Consider the following 19,081-nt stretch of genomic DNA (forward strand, 5'->3'; position numbering starts at 1 on the left):
ATTAGATGCATTTGAGGGTGTTATTTATATATATTGATAATTTTAAATTATTTTAATGCATCTTCAACAGTTGTGTATTTCATATTGAATGCTTCTGCAACACCTTGATGTGTTACATGACCTTTATACGTATTTAAACCTAAAGATAAAGCATGGTTAGATTTAAATGCCTCTCTATAGCCTTTGTTTGCTAATATCTGAGCAAAAGGTAATGTAGCATTATTTAATGCTAATGTAGATGTACGTGGTACTGCACCAGGCATATTAGCAACTGCATAATGAACAACGCCATGCTTAATGTAAGTTGGATCATCATGAGTTGAAATTTTGTCTGTAGTTTCAAAAATTCCACCCTGGTCAATTGCAATATCTACAATTACAGAACCATTTTTCATTTGTTTAATCATATCTTCTGTTACAAGATTTGGTGCTTTAGCGCCTGGAATTAATACTGCACCTATAACTAAATCACTTTCTTTAACATACATTTCAATATTTAATGGGTTTGACATAATAGTATGTACTCTTCCATCAAACAGATCATCTAATTCTTGTAGACGTTTAGGATTAACGTCTAATACAGTGACATCTGCGCCTAAACCTAATGCAATTTTTGCTGCATTTGTACCTGCTTGGCCACCACCAATAATTGTCACCTTACCTTTAGTCACACCTGGCACGCCTCCAAGTAAGATGCCCATACCGCCATTAAACTTTTGTAAAAATTCAGCACCGATTTGTGTTGCCATTCTACCTGCAACTTCACTCATCGGACTCAACAATGGTAATGAACGATCTGGTAATTGTACAGTTTCATAGGCAATACCAATCACTTTATTATCTACAAGCGCTTGTGTTAATTTTTCTTCATTTGCTAAATGTAGATAAGTGAATAAAATTAAACCTTCTTTGAAATATTGATATTCTACTTCTAATGGTTCTTTAACTTTAACGACCATATCAACATCCCAAACTTGTGATGCTTCTGAAACAATGTCAGCCCCTGCTTCTTTATAATCTATATCTTCAAAGTATGAGCCCATTCCAGCATTAGTTTCTACTAAAACAGTGTGTCCTTGTTCAACCAAGGCATGTACACCACTCGGTGATAGACTTACTCTGTTTTCATTGTTTTTTATCTCTTTAGGAATACCTATTTTCATTCCACACACCTCCTCTATTATAGTAACGCGAAAGCCTACTAAAACACAAATGAAAGCGCCTACAAAAATACACAAAAATGTTAATTTTTAGAGTAATATTTTCTGAAAAATGTGGTAATATATAAGTAAGAAAAGACGAAAGGGGTACTGACGATGATTACTTACAAAAATATTTTAATCGCAGTCGACGGTTCACACGAAGCAGAATGGGCATTTAATAAAGCAGTTGGCGTTGCTAAACGTAACGATGCCAAACTTACAATTGTGAATGTCATTGATTCAAGAACTTATTCTTCTTATGAGGTATATGATGCTCAATTTACTGAAAAATCTAAGCACTTCTCAGAAGAATTATTGAATGGTTATAAAGAAGTTGCGACAAATGCTGGTGTTACAAACGTTGAAACGCGTTTAGAATTCGGTTCACCAAAAGCAATTATCCCTAAAAAAATCGCACCTGAAGTTGGTGCAGACTTAATTATGAGTGGTACTTCAGGTCTTAATGCAGTTGAGCGTTTTATCGTAGGCTCAGTTTCTGAAGCCATTGTTAGACACGCACCATGTGATGTGCTAGTCGTAAGAACTGAAGAAATGCCAAATGATTTCCAACCACAAGTTGCTACACCACAATTACGTGAAAGATATTCAAATTAATTGATAATAAAATTATCATTATTATGCCAGCAAATGATTACATTTGCTGGCTTTTTTATATTCTGTAGAAAATTGTTATTACTTTATTTCATAATTAATTTACCAAAATAAAGTTATCTCTATAAACTAAAAGAGGAACGACATTGTCGCTCCTCTCATTCACTATATTATTTAGATTCAACATTTTCTTCTGAAGATGTTTCTTCAGTTTCTAAACCACCATATTTGATGACATCTCTAGATATCATTACTTCTTCATCTGTTGGTACTACAAGAACTTTAACAGGTGAATGTGGGTAGTTAATATCTCCTTCTTCACCATGGAGGTTTTCATTTTTCTTAGGATCCCAATAAACACCCATAAATTCTAAGCCTTCTAATACTTTACCACGAATAATATGAGAGTTTTCACCTATTCCTGCAGTAAATACAATGACATCAACACCATGCATTCTTGCAGCATATGAACCAATGTATTTATGGATTTTAGAGGCAAATAAATCAAGTGCTACACGTGCTCTGTGACGACCATGTTTAGCTTCTTCAGTTAAGTCACGTAAGTCACTAGATGTACCAGTGATACCTAATAAACCAGATTCTTTATTTAAGATATTAAGAACTTCATCTGCATTTTTACCAGTTTTTTCCATAATATATGGAATTAATGCTGGATCTAGGTTACCTGAACGTGTACCCATAGTTACACCTGCTAATGGTGTGAATCCCATTGATGTATCAATTGATTCTCCTCCATCAATAGCTGCGATTGAAGCTCCGTTACCAATATGACATGAAATAATACGTAAATCTTCAATAGGTTTACCTAATATTTCAGCCGCACGTCGTGATACATATTTATGACTTGTACCATGGAAGCCATATTTACGAATACCATAATCTTCATAATAACGATAAGGTAAACTATATAAATATGCTTGTTCTGGCATGGTTTGGTGGAATGATGTATCAAAAACTGCAACATGTGGGATTTCAGGTAATAGCTTTCTAAATGCTCTAATACCCATTAAGTTAGCAGGGTTATGCAATGGTGCTAATTCACTCAATGCCTCAATTTGTTGTTCAACTTCATCAGTAACAACTACTGATTTAGGGAATGTTTCACCACCGTGTACAACTCGGTGACCAGTACCTTGAATCTCATTGATATCTTCGATAATATGATGTTCTTTAAATTTCTCTAACATCAAGTTAACTGCTTCTTCATGATCTTTAATATCTCTGACTTCAGTTAATTTTTCCCCTTCAACAAGAATTGTAAAAATAGAATCGTCCATACCAATTCTTTCTACTACGCCTTTTGTTACTGTTTTTTCTTCAGGCATTCTAATAAGCTGGAATTTCAAAGATGAACTACCAGCATTAATCGCCAAAATTAATTTTGACATAAGATTTTGTCCTCCATCATTTGTTTAGTTATATTTTTCACATTTTATTTTATCATTAATACAGTTTGAATTCTATACTGTTACAGATTATTTTTTTGTATGATTTGTGTCCATCCATTGATTTAATTCAGTTATAAAACCTTGGAATTGTTGTGGGTTTTTAAAATCAGGAATATTCGCTAGGAATACTTCAACTGGTTTTGTTACATCTGCTTTTTTCTTCTGTAATATCAGTATAGATTTACGCGCTTTTTCATTTTTAAATAACGTAGATGGTAAATTTAAAAATGCTTGCATTTCTGTTTCTGTAGTAATGAATTTTTCTAACTGTTTCACATGTTCTCCTGAGAATAACTCGCTTGGAACAACTAAAAATGCATATCCTGCCCCTTTTAATGCATTAACAGCTTGTTCAATAAGTAAGTAATGGGAGTAACTATGCCCCTCTTTGAAACCTAGTTTCATTTCTTTACTACGGTCATCTACTGGATAATAACCAATAGGCAAATCACCAATTACAATATCAGATTCTTCTAATGGTAGTGGCATAATAGCATCTTGTGGATATACATCGAAAGGTATTTCTAGGTAGTTTGCAAGGTGAACGCTCACTCTAGAAAGCACTGGATCCACTTCAATAAGATGATGCATAATTGTTGTCTCAGTTAACACTTCTTTAAAAGCAGCACTTAAGTGACCTGCACCACTTGCAATATCAACCACATGCAACTCGTCATTATCTTGTGTAAATCGTTGAACTAAGAAACCTAAAATTAAACCAATTGAATCTGGTGTGATTTGATGATTAGCCTGTATATTTTCTTCTTGCATTAAACTTAAATATGCAAATTGGAATGCTTTTCTTCTATCTTGAAGAGTAGCTTGTTCTAACATTTCTCGTTGATTAGTATAGATATCTTCCATTGCTAACCCTAGATTTTCTATAAAACTTTGTCCATTTTCTTGGTTTAAAGTTTTAGCTTTTTCATCTAAGTGATGGAATAATCTTTCCATAATCGTATTTTCTTCTGCCATTTAAATCCCTCTCTATAAAAAGCATCCATCGCTTTCATAGTGAAATCAGTTGATGTCATATTATCACTTGTAAAAAACAATGGATGCTTATTTCTCACACTACTATCTAAAAGTTTCCATCTTTAGACAAATAGTTATAAATTTTTGTATGATTCTAAGGTTTTTTCGAAATCTGGGAAGTTTGTACCTTCACTTACAATTTCTTTATATACCACTTTGTTGTCTTGATCTAGTACGAATACTGAACGAGCTAATAATCGCATGCCTTCCATCACCACACCAAAGTTTTCACCGAATGATAAATCTCTATGGTCACTTAATGTTACCACATTATCTAAACCATTAGATGCACACCATCTTTTTTGTGCAAATGGTAGGTCAACTGAAATTGTTAATACAACACCATCTTCTTGTGATGCTTCTTCATTAAACTTACGTGTTTGTTGATCACATACACCAGTATCAATAGATGGTACTACACTGATCAATTTTTTCTTATTAGCATAGTCATCTAAAGATTTTTGATTTAAATCGTTATCTAATACTGTGAAATTAGGTGCAACATCTCCCTCATTCACTTGTTGTCCTGATAATGTTACTGGGTTATTTTTAAATGTAATTTCAGTCATATATATGACCTCCTATTTATATTTTTCATCCATTAATATCATACGACATCAATATGACCAAATTCAATTTTAAACTTTTATATCTTAAAAATTCGTTATATATAGTGTTAAATATTTTTACTAAGGAACATTCGATTTATTCAAAAAGCAAATCTTATTATGAATTGATAGTACTTACGTTTAAGTCCATCTACTTCAATAAAGATTTGCTTTCATTTTAATTATATTAATTTGTAAAAAAAGGTAATAAGTAGTCATATGCATTTTTAAGTATCAATAGTGCAGTGACTGTTATAAATAACAATTTAACATAACCCACACCTTTACTTATGGCGAATTGTGCACCCACATATGAACCTATGATCATACTGACTGCCATTATTAGTCCATAAAAATAATCAACTTGTCCTAATATCATAAATAAGATTAAAGCCCCTATATTGGATGCGAAATTGAGTACTTTAGCATTGCCTGCTGCACTTAAAAAGTCAAATCCAAACATAAGTAATACAAATAACATGAATGACCCTGTACCACCACCAATAAATCCATCATAGAAACCGATAATAAGATATGCCATGACAAACATAATGGCTTTCATTCGTGTGAAAGTGGTGAACGTCCTAACTGAACCCCAATCTTTTTTTACTAAGGTATAAATAAATACTAATGACAATGCAATAATAATTAATGGTTTTAAAAGTTGTGCAGGTAATAGAGTTGCTAAATAAGCACCACCTGATGATGCTATAAGGACAAATGGAAACAGTTTGGATACTATTTTCAAATCAACATTGCCTGATCTAATAAACTTGATGGTGCTTGTCAGTGTCCCAAATGAACTTGCTAATTTATTTGTTCCTAGTGCTACTGCAGATGGCAAACCTATTGCTAGTAGTGCAGGAGTAGAAATTAATCCTCCACCACCTACGACTGAATCAATAAATGATGCTAAAAATCCAAACAAAACAATAATCAATATGACATATATATCCCATTCCATGTCATGACCCCTTTGCGATTATTTATTAGAATAAATCTTCCATTAAAGCATCAGTTGATTTATCTTTTTCAGATTTATAATTTTTATCTACCATAATTGTTTCAATGTTCTCGACAGCTTCATCCACCATACTATCAAAGTTAAATACACTTTCGTATTCTACAACTTTATCAAAGTCTGGTTCTGTTACTGGGTTTTTAGGGGTGAAAATGGTACAACAATCTTCATAAGGTTGAATGGAAACTTCGAAAGTACCAATTTCTTTAGCCTTTTTCACAATATCTTCCTTATCAAGCGTTAATAAAGGGCGTAACACTGGCGTTGATGTAACGTGATTTATCGCATACATGCTATTGAGTGTTTGACTTGCAACTTGTCCAAGGTTTTCACCATTGACGATACCTAAAGCGCCAATTTTATGCACTAATTGATCAGCCACTCTCATCATTAATCGACGAGTGGAAGTCATCGTATATCTTGGATGTACTGACTTATTGATTTGTTTTTGTAAATCTGTAAAAGGCACGATGTGTAATTTAATTGGACCAACACGTTCAGACATTATACGTGTCAGTTCTATAACTTTTTCTTTAGCTTTTTCACTCGTAAATGGCGGACTATGGAAATGTATCGCTTCAATTGTCACACCACGTTTCATTACTTCCATACCTGCAACAGGTGAATCAATTCCTCCAGATAACATCAAAAGCGTTTTACCGCCTGTACCAACTGGTAAACCTCCGGATCCTTGAATGACTTCCACATAAATATAGATTGCATCTAAACGCACTTCTACACGAATTTCATGTTGTGGTTGTCTCACATCTACTGTTAGTCCTTCCACATTTTTTAATACTGCTCCACCAATTTCTCGCTGTAGCTCATAAGTATCTTTAGGATAAGACTTATCTGATCGCTTAACGTCAATCTTAAATGTTGAACCATGATCAAATGATTGCGCTAATTGCACAGCGACATTAGCCATGGCTTGATCATTCTTTTCTGTTTTCAATACCGGACTGATTGATTTAATACCATACACTTTGGATAATCGATGTATGATTTCATCAATATCCGCTTCTTCGAACAACTCTATGTACATACGATCTCTTTTACCTTTAATATGGAATCCTTCTAAAGGTTTCAAAGCTCGTGTCACATTAGTTTTTAATTGATTCACAAATTTTTTACGGTTTGAACCTTTAAGTGTTAACTCACCATATCTAACTATTAAGTGGTCATATCTCATTACTTCAACAACTCCTTCACTTCTTCATATATAATTTCAAATTTATCTTTAAAGTTATCGATATCTTTTTGTGTAGTCATCTGTCCCATTGATATTCTAATACTTCCTTCAATTTGTCGGTCAGAAATACCCATTGCAAGCAATACTTCATTGAGTTTACCCCTTTTAGAAGAGCAAGCGCTCGTAGTAGATACCATAATATCTTGTTTTGAGAACGCATTGACTAAAACTTCCCCTTTAACACCAGGAAATCCTAAATTGATGATTTGTGGTGCAGCATCTTCAGGAGAATTAATTTTAATACCAGGGTATGTTTGAACCATGGCTCTAATTTGTTGTTGGTAAGAAGACAATCTTTGATGCAATTCATCTGTCTGTTTCATAGCATTATTAATGGCTTTTGCCATTGATACTGCCATTGGTAAATTAACTGTACCACTGCGAACGCCATATTCTTGACCTCCACCATGTATAATGGGCTCGATATTATGTGCTGTTCTAGTGATCAAAAGTCCTTGTCCTTTTAAACCGTTAAATTTATGACCACTTAAACTCAAACTATCAATACCTTCTATATTGAACGGTATTTTTCCTAAAGCTTGTACCGCATCTACATGAAAGTGCGCTTTAGGGTAATCTTTTAGTACATTGACAATTTGTTGTATTGGTTGAATCTGCCCCATAATATTATTGACATACATACATGTTACAAGGCCTACCCGTTCATTCATTATGGACTTCAAATGCTCGATATCTATCTGCCCATTTGATTGAACATTGACATATTTTAATACAAAACCTTCTTTTTCAGCTAAATATCTCACTACTTCTAATACTGAAGGGTGTTCTAATACAGAGGTTATGATTTCATTGGCTGTATCTTTTTTGCGATAAGCTATTCCTTTTAACGCCATATTATTAGATTCTGTAGCACCACTTGTAAAAATAATATCATATGAGTGATTTAATCTTAGTGCTTGATTAATTTGTTCTTTCGCTTGTTGCAACAATTTTTCTGCTTGTAAGCCAGCCTGATGAGGACTATTAGGATTATAATAAAGTGTCTCATTTACCTTTACAAAGGAATTCAAAACACTAGGATCTACTTTGGTTGTTGCTGCATTATCTAAATAAATCACTGATAACACTTCACTTTCTACATTTTTTACTTAGCTAATTTTATATACTACTGTCAAATATCATTGATATAGTATATTTCTATACTTAGACTACTATGAGTAATTATTTATTCAGTTTAATTATATTTATTCGTTATTTAACTATTAAAAAGCATTTCTAAATAAGCATACTCATGCATTATACTATTTTTTTGTAAAAATAAAAGACATGACTTCCAATTAAATGGAAACCATGTCTTATTATTAATTAAAATCGTTATGATTTAATTACTTGCTCTTCAATATGTTTCGTAATACCAGGTTCTACACTTTCAAGTGCTTGTTCTGAAATTTCAATAGAACGCTTATAACGATTGTTTTTAAATAAACGTTCTGCCTCATTTAAGCTTTTATCAACACTTTGGTGATCTTTACGGTATCTGTTACCATATTGAATTAGCTTTTCAGCATAAACTGCGTTAATTAATACATCGTTCGCTTCATCTTCAAATGTATTCATTTGAATGACGATTTTAGCAACTTTATCTTTTAATTGTTTGACGTGAATTGGTCTTTGACTAAATTGTTCATCAACTTCACGTACTTCATAATCGATTTCATTCTTCATAATAATGAATCGTTCTGGCACGCTAGTTAAGTTAGAAGCTAATAAGCGTCGATAAACCTCTTCTTTTTTAGATTGTACGCGCAATAAGTTATCTTCTGCCTCAGCTTCGTCTTCACGTAATTGAATTAAATGATTTTGTAATTTATCTTGCTTTTCATTAATCACACTTACATGATCTTCTAAATATTGTAAATTATCTTGTACTTCACTATATCTAACAGCCGACTTAGACATTTCTTTAAGAATCTCATCATATACTGAGATAAGATTTTGAATTTCATTTTCAAACTGTCTTACGCTTTGAACATCTGATTCATTAATATAGTAATTCTCACGAACATATTCAATTTCTGTTTTCAATGTATAATTCATGTCTTTGGCTTTGAATAAGTCATCAGTGATAACATCTTTAGTTTCTTCAACTTCATTCTTTGCCTTAACTTCATGTTCGATTAAGTCATACATTTCATCTAACTTATCATTGATATATTCAAGTTTGTCATTCGCTTCATTTAATTCTAATCTACTAATCATTGGTTCTACGAAACTCAATTCTGTTTTAAGGCTTTGAACAGTACCATCTACTTTAACATGATCTAAATCATAGCCTTCGACTTTTAAATCTCTACAACCATATTTTAAATCTTGGAATTGACCAGGAAGTTCTTTTTGAGCTTCACGAATTAATTCTGGTATTTCTTCCATATATTCTTTTAATTGTTGCATTTCTTCATGTAAAGCTGAAATATGGTTATGCGCTTGAACATAATTTCCGTCGGCTTTTAAAACTTCGTATTGAGATAACTTTGGTTCAAAGTTTTCAATTTCTGATTCTAATGGACCAGCTGCTTCACCATATTGGTGACGATTAGCTAATATATCTCGTTTCATTTCACGATGATCTACTTTACATTTTTCATATAATGCTTCGTTATCTTTATGTAATGCAACTATTTCATCCACTTGTGAAACTTGATTATTATAACTTGCTTCGTATTGATCCATTAATTCATGCGCATCATCAATTTCTGCTTGAGCACCTGAAAAGTTAAACTTATCTAAAAGTTCTTCAGCGTTGTGAATTTTTTCCTCGACAGGAGCTAAGTATTGATTAGTATTTTCTAAGTTGTCTTTCTTCATTGCATCGTACTTCGTTTTAGTTTCACCTTTTAGGTTTAAACTAGATAATTTTTTAATATTTTGATCAAAAGGTAATTTTTCAATATCTAATTTACGTTCTTCAGCTTTTTCAACGAGCTGTCGTTTATTCGATCGCAAGTAGAACATGATACCCACAGCAATCAATATAATAACTATTATTGCTAAAATGATATATAACACCATATATACTTCTCCTCCTATGTTATCACTCTATATTATAACGTAATTTGTCTTTTCATTAAATCAGAAAATGTATTTATTGATAGAATATTTTAAACACCTTATACTTATATAAAATAACGGTTAAGGGGAGACAATATGTCAGACATCAAAAACACAAATTATGACTTACTACAAAAACAACTCATTAGCTTAATAGAGGATGAATCAAATTTAATAGCGATATTGAGTAACACATCTGCACTTCTCAATGATCACTTAGACCAAGTTAATTGGGTTGGTTTTTACTTAATTGAAAATAACGAACTCATCTTAGGTCCTTTCCAAGGACACCCTGCTTGTGTCCATATACAAATTGGTAAAGGCGTTTGTGGTACAGCAGTCTCTAATAATGAAACACAAGTTGTAAAAGATGTCCACCAATTTCCTGGACACATAGCATGTGATGCCAATAGTAATTCAGAAATTGTCATTCCAATACATAAGGCCAATGAAATTATTGGTGTTTTAGATATTGATGCGCCAATTAAAAATAGATTTAATAATGAAGACCGCAAAGAATTGGAAAAAGTTGTTTCGATAATAGAAAACCAAATTAAATAGTTGAATTAAAAGTATTGACTCTTACGCATAAACTGTTACAATGAAGTTTGTGTGAATTAACGAAAATAGCAGTTGTATATTATTGAGCGCTATGTTGTTCCCAATGCGGACGTGCCGTGTAACTGTCGCTATAAGGTGAAGACACATAAAACAACATATCTTAATAAGCATATAACACTCTTTTTTGTTTATTCATAACAACAAAAAAGAAAAAGGAGGAGTCTTATTATGGCTCGATTCAGAGGTTCAAACTGGAAAAAATCTCGTCGCTTAGGTATTTCTTTAAGCGGTACAGGTAAAGAATTAGAAAAACGTCCTTACGCACCAGGACAACATGGTCCAAACCAACGTAAAAAATTATCAGAATATGGTTTACAATTACGTGAAAAACAAAAATTACGTTACTTATATGGAATGACAGAACGTCAATTCCGTAACACATTTGACATCGCTGCTAAACAATACGGTGTACACGGTGAAAACTTCATGATTTTACTTGCTAGTCGTTTAGACGCAGTAGTTTACTCATTAGGTTTAGCTCGTACACGTCGTCAAGCACGTCAATTAGTTAACCATGGTCACATCGAAGTTGATGGCCGTCGCGTAGACATCCCATCATATTCATTAAAACCTGGTCAAGAAGTCGCTGTTCGTGAAAAATCTCAAAAATTAAATATCATTACTGAGTCTGTTGAAATCAACAACTTTGTTCCTGAATATTTAAACTTTGATGCAGACAGCTTAAAAGGAACTTTCGTTCGTTTCCCTGAACGTAGCGAGTTACCAGCTGAAATCAATGAACAATTAATCGTTGAGTACTACTCAAGATAATATGTTTATATTCTTCACCCTTTCTCTTTGGAGATTGGGTGTTTTTTTATTTCCATAAATAATTACAGGCTGGGACATAGATATATACGTCAAGTTACATTTATATTTAGGCTTTAGTTGACTGAAATGAAAAAGCACTTATAATAAGTATTTTCATTTCTAGTCAACTATGCCGGGGCACGGGCCCCAAACATATAGAATTTCGAAAAGAAAATCTACAGACAATGCAAGTTGGAGATGGATAACGATAAAGAAATACTTTTTCTTTAGAAATTAGTATTTCTTATGCATGAGTTTCACTCATGCATTCCTATTTTAAAGTACACATTAGCTGTGGCTAATGCGTAAGAACCACTACATCATAAATGATTAGTGGTTCTTTATTATTTCTATTCTACTCCCCCCCTTTTCTATAGTGATTTATCTTTATAATCGGTCAGGTATATCCGTAATAATGCCATCAATATTTAGGTCTATGAGTTTTCTTGCTTCTTTAGAATCATTAACTGTATATGGCATCACTTTTAAATGCTCAGCATGTGCTTTTTCCATAAAATGTTTGTTAACAATGCTATAATTAGGATTAATATAGTTAGCAATTTTTGCAATCGCTTTAAAATCTGGTGATTTATACCAATATTTTTTCTTACTTATTAACACACCTAGTTCATAAGGCACATTCATATGCGCTAATTTACTGACACTGTCAAAATCAAAAGATTGCAAGATTACCTTATGTGTTGGAACTTGTTCCTCTTTAAGTTGATCTACAATCATCTTTTCAATGCCCGGATATTGGCTTGGCTTTTTAATTTCAATCAGTAATTTTTTTGAACTTCGAGAATGTAAATCTAATACTTCATCAAATGTTGGAATTTGTTCGCCTTCAAAATGACCCTGATGATAAGAAACAAAATCCAATTTTTTTAATTCTTCTAATGTATAATCTTTAACTTTACCTTTACCATTAGATGTACGATCTATCGTATCGTCGTGAATGACAACAAGTTGCTTATCCTTAGTATAATGTATGTCAATTTCTAACATATCTATAGGTAATGCGAAAGCATGTTGGTAGCCTATTAATGTATTTTCAGGATAGTCTTGTGGTAAACCACGATGAGCAATTAATTGATATGATTGATTTGAATGTTCATTCGACATGAAAGTCACCTTTCTTTTAATCTGATTAATAATATTCTAAACTTAAATTACCATAATGACACAGGAGGTCAATCTAAATGGTCCAACATGACTTTAAAGTTCAAACCACTTGGCAAGGTGGTAGAAATGAAGTTGGTCAAGTAACTGGCGACGTGATTAATGAACAAATATCTATTCCAGCCTCTTTAGAAGGTACTGGTGTGGGTACCAATCCTGACGAACTATTAGTTAGCGCAGCATCATCTTGCTATATTATTTCCTTGGCAGCAACACTTGAAAGAGCTGGTTATAAAGACATTTCAATTACACAGCAATCCATCGGCAATGCTGTATTTGAAAATGCAAAATTCAAAATGACATCCATTACACATTATCCAGAAATCAAAGTAGCAGACAAAGATAAAGACAATTTAGAAAAGCGATTACCAAAATTATTAAAAATTGCTGATAATAATTGTATGATTTCTAACTCGATTAAAAACAACGTCATAGTTCACATTGAACCAATTATAAAATAACTATAAAGCTGTCAGATTGATGAAAATCATTGCTTAAATCTGACAGCGATTTATTTAACCTTTTAAATTTTCAGAATTTTTGTTAAAATGGTTCAATATTACACTTGGAGGAATGACTTATGCATTATTATCAACCCCTTTTACTTACACCAGGACCAACCCCAGTACCCGATGAAATTATGTCCCAAATTCAATTACCTATGGTAGGCCATCGTTCTTCGGATTTTGAAGTGATTGCTGAAGATGCTTATAGTGGCTTAAAACCAATATTCGGTGCCCAAAATGATGTCTTAATATTAACATCTAGTGGTACGAGTGTATTAGAAGCAAGTATGTTAAATATCGCTAATCCTGAGGATCATATCGTCATTATTGTTTCAGGCGCCTTTGGCAATCGATTCAAACAAATAGCTGAGACTTATTATAAAAATATCCACGTCTATGACGTTTCTTGGGGCGAAGCAGTCAATGTTAATTCATTTTTAGATTTTCTTAAAAGTTTAAATGTCAAAGTCACTGCTATTTTTACCCAATTTTGTGAAACATCTACTGGTGTATTACACCCTATCCATGTACTTGGACAAGAAATTAAATCTTATGATTCAGATATCTATTTTATAGTTGATGGCGTAAGTTGTATTGGTGCCGTCGATGTTGACTTGGTCAAAGACCATATTGATGTTTTAGTGTCAGGTAGTCAAAAAGCAATTATGTTACCACCAGGTTTAGCTTTTGTCGCTTATAGCACTAGAGCGAAATCAAGATTCAAAGAAGTTACAACACCAAGATTTTATCTTGATTTAAACAAATATATAGATTCATCTACTAAACACTCTACTCCTTTTACACCAAATGTTTCATTATTTAGAGGTGTGAATGCATATGTTGACTTAGTTAAGCATGAAGGTTTGAACCATGTTATTCAACGTCATTATATTATTCGAGATGCGTTACGACATGCTCTTAAAGCACTAGACCTCGACGTATTAGTTAAAAAAGATGAAGTTGCTTCCCCTACCGTTACAGCATTTATTCCAAATTCCAAAGATGAATTGACAATAATTAAAAATCAACTTAAATCTAGATTTAATATTACTATTGCAGGTGGTCAAGGGCATCTTAAAGGAGAAATACTTAGAATTGGTCATATGGGTAAAGTCTCCCCATTTGATATTCTATCCGTTGTTTCCGCATTAGAACTTATTCTTACTGAATATAGAAACTCAAATTATATTGGTACAGGTGTATCAAAATTTATGGAGGTAATACAGCATGAGTCATAAAATTTTAGTTTCGGATCCTATTTCAGATGACGGTATTAAAAGTTTATTAGAACATCCTGACTTTGACGTCGATATTCAAACTGATTTAACAGAAGAGACATTGGTAAATATAATTCCTGACTATGAAGGGTTAATCGTGAGAAGTCAAACACAAATTACTGACCAAATTATTGAAGCTGCATCAAATTTAAAAGTAATTGCTAGAGCAGGTGTTGGCGTAGATAATATAAATATTGAAGCTGCGATATTAAAAGGTATACTAGTCATCAATGCACCGGATGGCAATACCATCTCAGCAACTGAACATTCCATCGCAATGATTTTGGCTATGGCTAGAAATATTCCACAAGCGCATCAATCTCTAAAAGCTGGAGAGTGGAATAGAAAAGCGTTTCGTGGCACAGAATTGTATAAGAAAACATTAGGTATTATTGGTGCTGGACGTATTGGTTTAGGTGTAGCAAAACGTGCACAAAGTTTTGGAATGCAAATATTGGCCTTTGACCCATATTTAACAGAAGACAAAGCCAAATCATTAGATATTCAATTGGCTACTGTAGATGAGATTGCTTCAAAGTCAGATTTTGTAACCGTCCATACGCCTTTAACACCTAAAACAAAAGGTATTGTCGGAGATAACTTCTTTAAAAAAACGAAACCTAATTTACAAATAATCAATGTAGCCCGAGGTGGGATAATTGATGAAGATGCACTTATCAATGCTTTAGACCATGCTCAAATTTCAAGAGCTGCCATAAATGTATTTGAGCATGAACCCCCTTTAGATTCGCCATTAATTAAACATGATAAAATTATAGTGACACCACATTTAGGTGCATCAACTGTTGAAGCACAAGAAAAAGTAGCTGTCTCTGTTTCAAATGAAATCATTGATATATTAACTAAAGGGACTGTCGAACATGCAGTCAACGCACCTAAAATGGATATGAATGAGGTTGACCAAAATGTAAAAGATTACTTATCATTAGCCACTACAATTGGGGAATTTGGTATCCAACTCTTAGAAGGTGCACCGAGTGAAGTAACGATTACTTATGGCGGAGATGTAGCAAAAATTGATACAAGCCTAATATCAAGAACCATAGTATCTAATATTTTAAAAGAAGACTTTGGAGATGAAGTCAATATTATCAATGCTTTAGCTTTATTAAATCAGCAAGATGTAACCTATCAAATTGAAAAAAATAAAAACGAATCAGGTTTTAGTAACTATATTGAATTGTCATTATCAAATGATAAAGACACAATTAAAATTGGTGGTACGGTATTGTCCGGTTTTGGCCCAAGAATTGTTAGAATCAATAATTTCTCTTTAGATTTCAAACCTAATCAGTATCAAATCGTTACATGTCACAATGACCAACCAGGTATAGTTGGTAAAACAGGTAATTTATTAGGAGATAACGGTATTAATATTGGTTCAATGACTTTAGGTAGAACAATTGAAGGTGGTCAAGCATTAATGATACTATCTATTGACCAACCAGCATCACAAACCCTTGTTACTGAACTTAACAATGCGATACCATTCAATAAAATTATAAGTACTAAACTAACACTTTAAATCAATAAAATCTACAAAATATGTGATTGATGACATCATAACATCTCTCATATATTCTGTAGCTTTTTTTATAATAATATGTCGCGGATATTTCCCACATGATTAACAATATAATCGGCATCGTTATTTTCTAATTCTGTCTTAGCCTGTTCACCTTTTAATCCAGTTAAAGTTCCTATAAATGTAGCACCTATTTTCTTTGCACTTAATAAATCCGCTAATGAATCACCTACAATAAATACTTCCTCTTTTTTAACTATATTATTTTGATGTGTTATATATTTGAAGTATTCATCTTTCTTATTACCACTTAATGTTGCTATATAACTAAACGGATTTGGCTTTCCTAAAGGTTTATATTCAGCAAACATAGTTTCAGCTTTTAACACTTCGCTTGCTGTCACAATGTGCTTTTCATCAAAATATGAAAGTAGATTCAGTGTTTGAAATGGCACGAGTGTTTCCGTTCTTGGTCTACCTGTAGCAATCGCAATTTGATAGCCACTAGCTTTCAAATCATTGAGTAGATCTTGAATCTCTTTAATAGGACGTAATAAAATTTCTTGATGAATAAAACCACTTTTATTTTGCTTGTACGGTGCATGACCTTCAACTTCTTTAAACAATGTTGACCCTAAATACCATTCTTGATATATAGATTGTGTTAAATGCCAAAGCGGACTTTTAAAATCAAAGTATGATACATTGTTCGTATTTAATTCATTTCTCGCATACTCTTGTAATCGAGAGAAAATATTAGACTTTCCGCTTTGAACATGTTCTAAAAATTTAAGTGGCAATTGGTAATCAATTTGATAATTAGATTTTATCAATTGACCTATATGTTGTAACTGTTCTCCATTAATTTGTTGAGACTGAAGTATCTTTTCTACTTCATCAGATGGTAATGCTTTTAATATCTGAATATAATGTAAACTAAAGACAATATATAACATGTCCCAATTTGAGTTTAAACCAAGTGACTTCAACTTTTTTAAAACATCATCGTTGACGAATATATCTGCTCTAATTCGATCAATATCTTCATTTTCAAGAAGACTTAAATCTATATCAGGTTTCAATCCTAAATAACTTTGATCCATTAGTAATTCATAGACAGTCAAAGCTGAAACATCAAAGCAACGTTCTTCACTTAAAAAAACACCATCTACATCAAACAATACTGACTTCATCTATAAACTCCCTTTCAGAAAATTCTGATACTATATAATATACATGTTGTAAATAAATAGAGCAAATTCAAATTATGAATTTGCCCTACCCTATTAAAAATATTATGATTCGATTTGTTTTTCTATTTCGTCTGCGACTTGTTGTACATGAGTACCAATGATGACTTGAGTTGAATGTTTACCACTCTTAGTGACACCAACAGCACCTGCACTTTTAATTTTCTGTTCATCGATGATTGAGTTATCTTCAAGCTCTAATCTTAGTCTTGTTGCACAATTTGTTAAAGAAGTAATGTTTTGAGCGCCACCCAAACCATCAAGAATTTGTGAAGCTGATTTACTATATTTACTTCCATTACTTTGCTTAGTATCAGCACTTTCCTTTTCAATCGCATCCTCATCAGTTGGATCAACTAATTCATTGTCACCTCGTCCAATGGTATTTAAATTAAAGAACTGTATGACAAATCTAAAGATAACATAATATAAAATGAAGAATACAATACCTTGTACTAATAACATTAATGGTTGATTAGCTACTGGATTTATTAGAGATAATATGTAATCTATGAGTCCTGCACTAAATGAAAATCCAGCTGTCCAATGAAAAGTAGCAGCAATAAATAATGATAATCCAGTTAACAATGCGTGAATAACATATAATATAGGTGCAACAAACATAAATGCAAATTCAATTGGCTCTGTAACACCTACGAAAAAGGCAGCTATCGCACTTCCTAAGAACCAACCATATACTTGTTTTTGTTGAGATGTTTTAGCTGTATGATACATTGCTAGTGCTGCAGCAGGCATACCGAACATCATAATTGGGAAGAACCCTGCTTGGTATCGACCTGTAATACCATGTACAGCATCTTTACCTGTTTGGAACTTACCAATATCATTGATTCCAATTGTATCAAACCAAAATACTGTGTTTAATGCATGATGTAAGCCTGTTGGAATCAATAAACGATTGGCTACACCATATATAAATGCACCAAATGGTCCCATACCTACAATCCAAGTACCAAATGTTACGATAGCATTATAAACCACTGGCCATACAAATAATAAAATAACTGCTATAAATGTACAGAAAAATGCGGTTAGTATAGGTACCAGACGTTTACCACTGAAAAATGATAATGCGAGTGGTAACTCTGTTTCACTAAATCGATTATAAGTATACGCCGCAATAAGACCAATAATGATACCTACAAATACGTTGCCGTTATCCATCTTGTCAAATGCTTCACCTAATGAAGAAGGTTTAACATGCAAGATAGGCGCTAATTTATCTGGTGATAACACTTTGGTTACTACAAAGAAGCCTAATGCTGATGCTAATGCGACTGCACCATCATTCTTCTTAGCCATACCAATGGCTACACCTATAGCAAATAATATGCCTAATTGCTCAAGAATAGTAGTACCTACGGCAACAAAGAATTGAGCCACTTGAGGTAAGGCATGTAAAGCGTTTAGCGCGTTACCTATACCAACTATAATCGCTGCTGCTGGTAATACTGCCACTGGTAACATCAGTGAACGACCTAAATTCTGAAAAAATTTAAACATGTAACACTCCCCCTTTATTTTTGTTGGATGATAAATGACAATTTTCAATTTCTCAAATTTATCATTTAATTTGTAATTTTGTATATGTATGAAAAAT

17 protein-coding genes are annotated in these 19,081 nt (G+C 32.8%); 6 read left to right on the forward strand and 11 right to left on the reverse strand.

Translation table 11 applies throughout. From position 1 onward, the window contains the following. Window positions 1-47: 47 nt before the first annotated feature. Window positions 48-1,163 (reverse strand): alanine dehydrogenase, encoded by a 1,116-nt coding sequence (gene ald, locus AC2D8K_RS08195; RefSeq protein ID WP_484698439.1) that lies wholly within the window; start codon window positions 1,161-1,163, stop codon window positions 48-50. 153 nt (window positions 1,164-1,316) lie between these two features. On the opposite strand from ald, the gene AC2D8K_RS08200 reads away from it, so the two are divergent. Then, window positions 1,317-1,817, forward strand: a complete 501-nt coding sequence (locus tag AC2D8K_RS08200) for a universal stress protein (RefSeq protein ID WP_002452204.1) — start codon at window positions 1,317-1,319, stop codon at window positions 1,815-1,817. A gap of 167 nt (window positions 1,818-1,984) precedes the next feature. On the opposite strand, the gene AC2D8K_RS08205 is transcribed toward AC2D8K_RS08200, so the two are convergent. The 7 genes from AC2D8K_RS08205 to ezrA all read right to left on the reverse strand — a co-directional run bounded on the left by AC2D8K_RS08205 (window position 1,985) and on the right by ezrA (window position 10,229). Beyond that, window positions 1,985-3,223 carry an acetate kinase gene (locus AC2D8K_RS08205; RefSeq protein WP_002452203.1) on the reverse strand — a complete coding sequence of 413 codons (1,239 nt, stop codon included), beginning with the start codon at window positions 3,221-3,223 and terminating at the stop codon, window positions 1,985-1,987. Window positions 3,224-3,310: 87 nt separating this feature from the next. Then, a complete protein-coding gene (locus AC2D8K_RS08210) occupies window positions 3,311-4,258 on the reverse strand; it encodes a class I SAM-dependent methyltransferase (RefSeq protein WP_484698441.1) in 948 nt (315 codons plus the stop codon). 134 nt (window positions 4,259-4,392) lie between these two features. Beyond that, window positions 4,393-4,887: a thiol peroxidase gene (gene tpx / locus AC2D8K_RS08215; RefSeq protein ID WP_484698443.1), complete on the reverse strand. Its 495-nt coding sequence runs from the start codon at window positions 4,885-4,887 to the stop codon at window positions 4,393-4,395. Between the two features lie 226 nt (window positions 4,888-5,113). Continuing rightward, window positions 5,114-5,890 (reverse strand): sulfite exporter TauE/SafE family protein, encoded by a 777-nt coding sequence (locus tag AC2D8K_RS08220; RefSeq protein ID WP_484698445.1) that lies wholly within the window; start codon window positions 5,888-5,890, stop codon window positions 5,114-5,116. Window positions 5,891-5,915: 25 nt separating this feature from the next. Further along, entirely contained in the window at window positions 5,916-7,139 is a 1,224-nt protein-coding gene (gene thiI / locus AC2D8K_RS08225; RefSeq protein ID WP_002452199.1) for a tRNA uracil 4-sulfurtransferase ThiI, read from the reverse strand. Then, entirely contained in the window at window positions 7,139-8,278 is a 1,140-nt protein-coding gene (locus AC2D8K_RS08230; protein ID WP_002452198.1) for a cysteine desulfurase family protein, read from the reverse strand. Before AC2D8K_RS08230 ends, thiI begins: the two co-directional genes overlap by 1 nt. Before the next feature lie 256 nt (window positions 8,279-8,534). Beyond that, window positions 8,535-10,229 (reverse strand): septation ring formation regulator EzrA, encoded by a 1,695-nt coding sequence (ezrA, locus tag AC2D8K_RS08235; protein ID WP_002452197.1) that lies wholly within the window; start codon window positions 10,227-10,229, stop codon window positions 8,535-8,537. 135 nt (window positions 10,230-10,364) lie between these two features. Between ezrA and AC2D8K_RS08240 the strand changes: the two genes are divergently transcribed. Then, window positions 10,365-10,829, forward strand: a complete 465-nt coding sequence (locus AC2D8K_RS08240; protein WP_002452196.1) for a GAF domain-containing protein — start codon at window positions 10,365-10,367, stop codon at window positions 10,827-10,829. Between the two features lie 228 nt (window positions 10,830-11,057). Then, window positions 11,058-11,660, forward strand: a complete 603-nt coding sequence (rpsD, locus tag AC2D8K_RS08245; protein ID WP_002452195.1) for a 30S ribosomal protein S4 — start codon at window positions 11,058-11,060, stop codon at window positions 11,658-11,660. A gap of 426 nt (window positions 11,661-12,086) precedes the next feature. Here the strand turns inward: rpsD and AC2D8K_RS08250 are convergent, their stop codons facing one another. After that, window positions 12,087-12,824, reverse strand: coding sequence for a glycerophosphodiester phosphodiesterase (locus AC2D8K_RS08250; RefSeq protein WP_484698449.1), 738 nt, complete (start codon window positions 12,822-12,824; stop codon window positions 12,087-12,089). Window positions 12,825-12,901: 77 nt separating this feature from the next. On the opposite strand from AC2D8K_RS08250, the gene AC2D8K_RS08255 reads away from it, so the two are divergent. The 3 genes from AC2D8K_RS08255 to serA all read left to right on the forward strand — a co-directional run bounded on the left by AC2D8K_RS08255 (window position 12,902) and on the right by serA (window position 16,210). Then, window positions 12,902-13,342, forward strand: a complete 441-nt coding sequence (locus AC2D8K_RS08255; RefSeq protein ID WP_002452193.1) for an OsmC family protein — start codon at window positions 12,902-12,904, stop codon at window positions 13,340-13,342. 119 nt (window positions 13,343-13,461) lie between these two features. Next, window positions 13,462-14,625 carry a pyridoxal-phosphate-dependent aminotransferase family protein gene (locus AC2D8K_RS08260; RefSeq protein WP_002452192.1) on the forward strand — a complete coding sequence of 388 codons (1,164 nt, stop codon included), beginning with the start codon at window positions 13,462-13,464 and terminating at the stop codon, window positions 14,623-14,625. After that, window positions 14,615-16,210 (forward strand): phosphoglycerate dehydrogenase, encoded by a 1,596-nt coding sequence (gene serA / locus AC2D8K_RS08265; protein ID WP_484698451.1) that lies wholly within the window; start codon window positions 14,615-14,617, stop codon window positions 16,208-16,210. Before AC2D8K_RS08260 ends, serA begins: the two co-directional genes overlap by 11 nt. A 68-nt stretch (window positions 16,211-16,278) precedes the next feature. Here the strand turns inward: serA and AC2D8K_RS08270 are convergent, their stop codons facing one another. Both AC2D8K_RS08270 and nagE read right to left on the reverse strand, forming a co-directional pair. Next, the gene (locus AC2D8K_RS08270; protein ID WP_002452190.1) at window positions 16,279-17,403 is read right to left on the reverse strand and encodes an HAD family hydrolase; all 1,125 of its coding nucleotides are present in this window, start codon (window positions 17,401-17,403) and stop codon (window positions 16,279-16,281) included. A gap of 102 nt (window positions 17,404-17,505) precedes the next feature. Further along, window positions 17,506-18,984 (reverse strand): N-acetylglucosamine-specific PTS transporter subunit IIBC, encoded by a 1,479-nt coding sequence (gene nagE, locus AC2D8K_RS08275; protein WP_107533095.1) that lies wholly within the window; start codon window positions 18,982-18,984, stop codon window positions 17,506-17,508. Window positions 18,985-19,081 lie beyond the last annotated feature (97 nt).

Source organism: Staphylococcus sp. 510, from assembly GCF_057219715.1.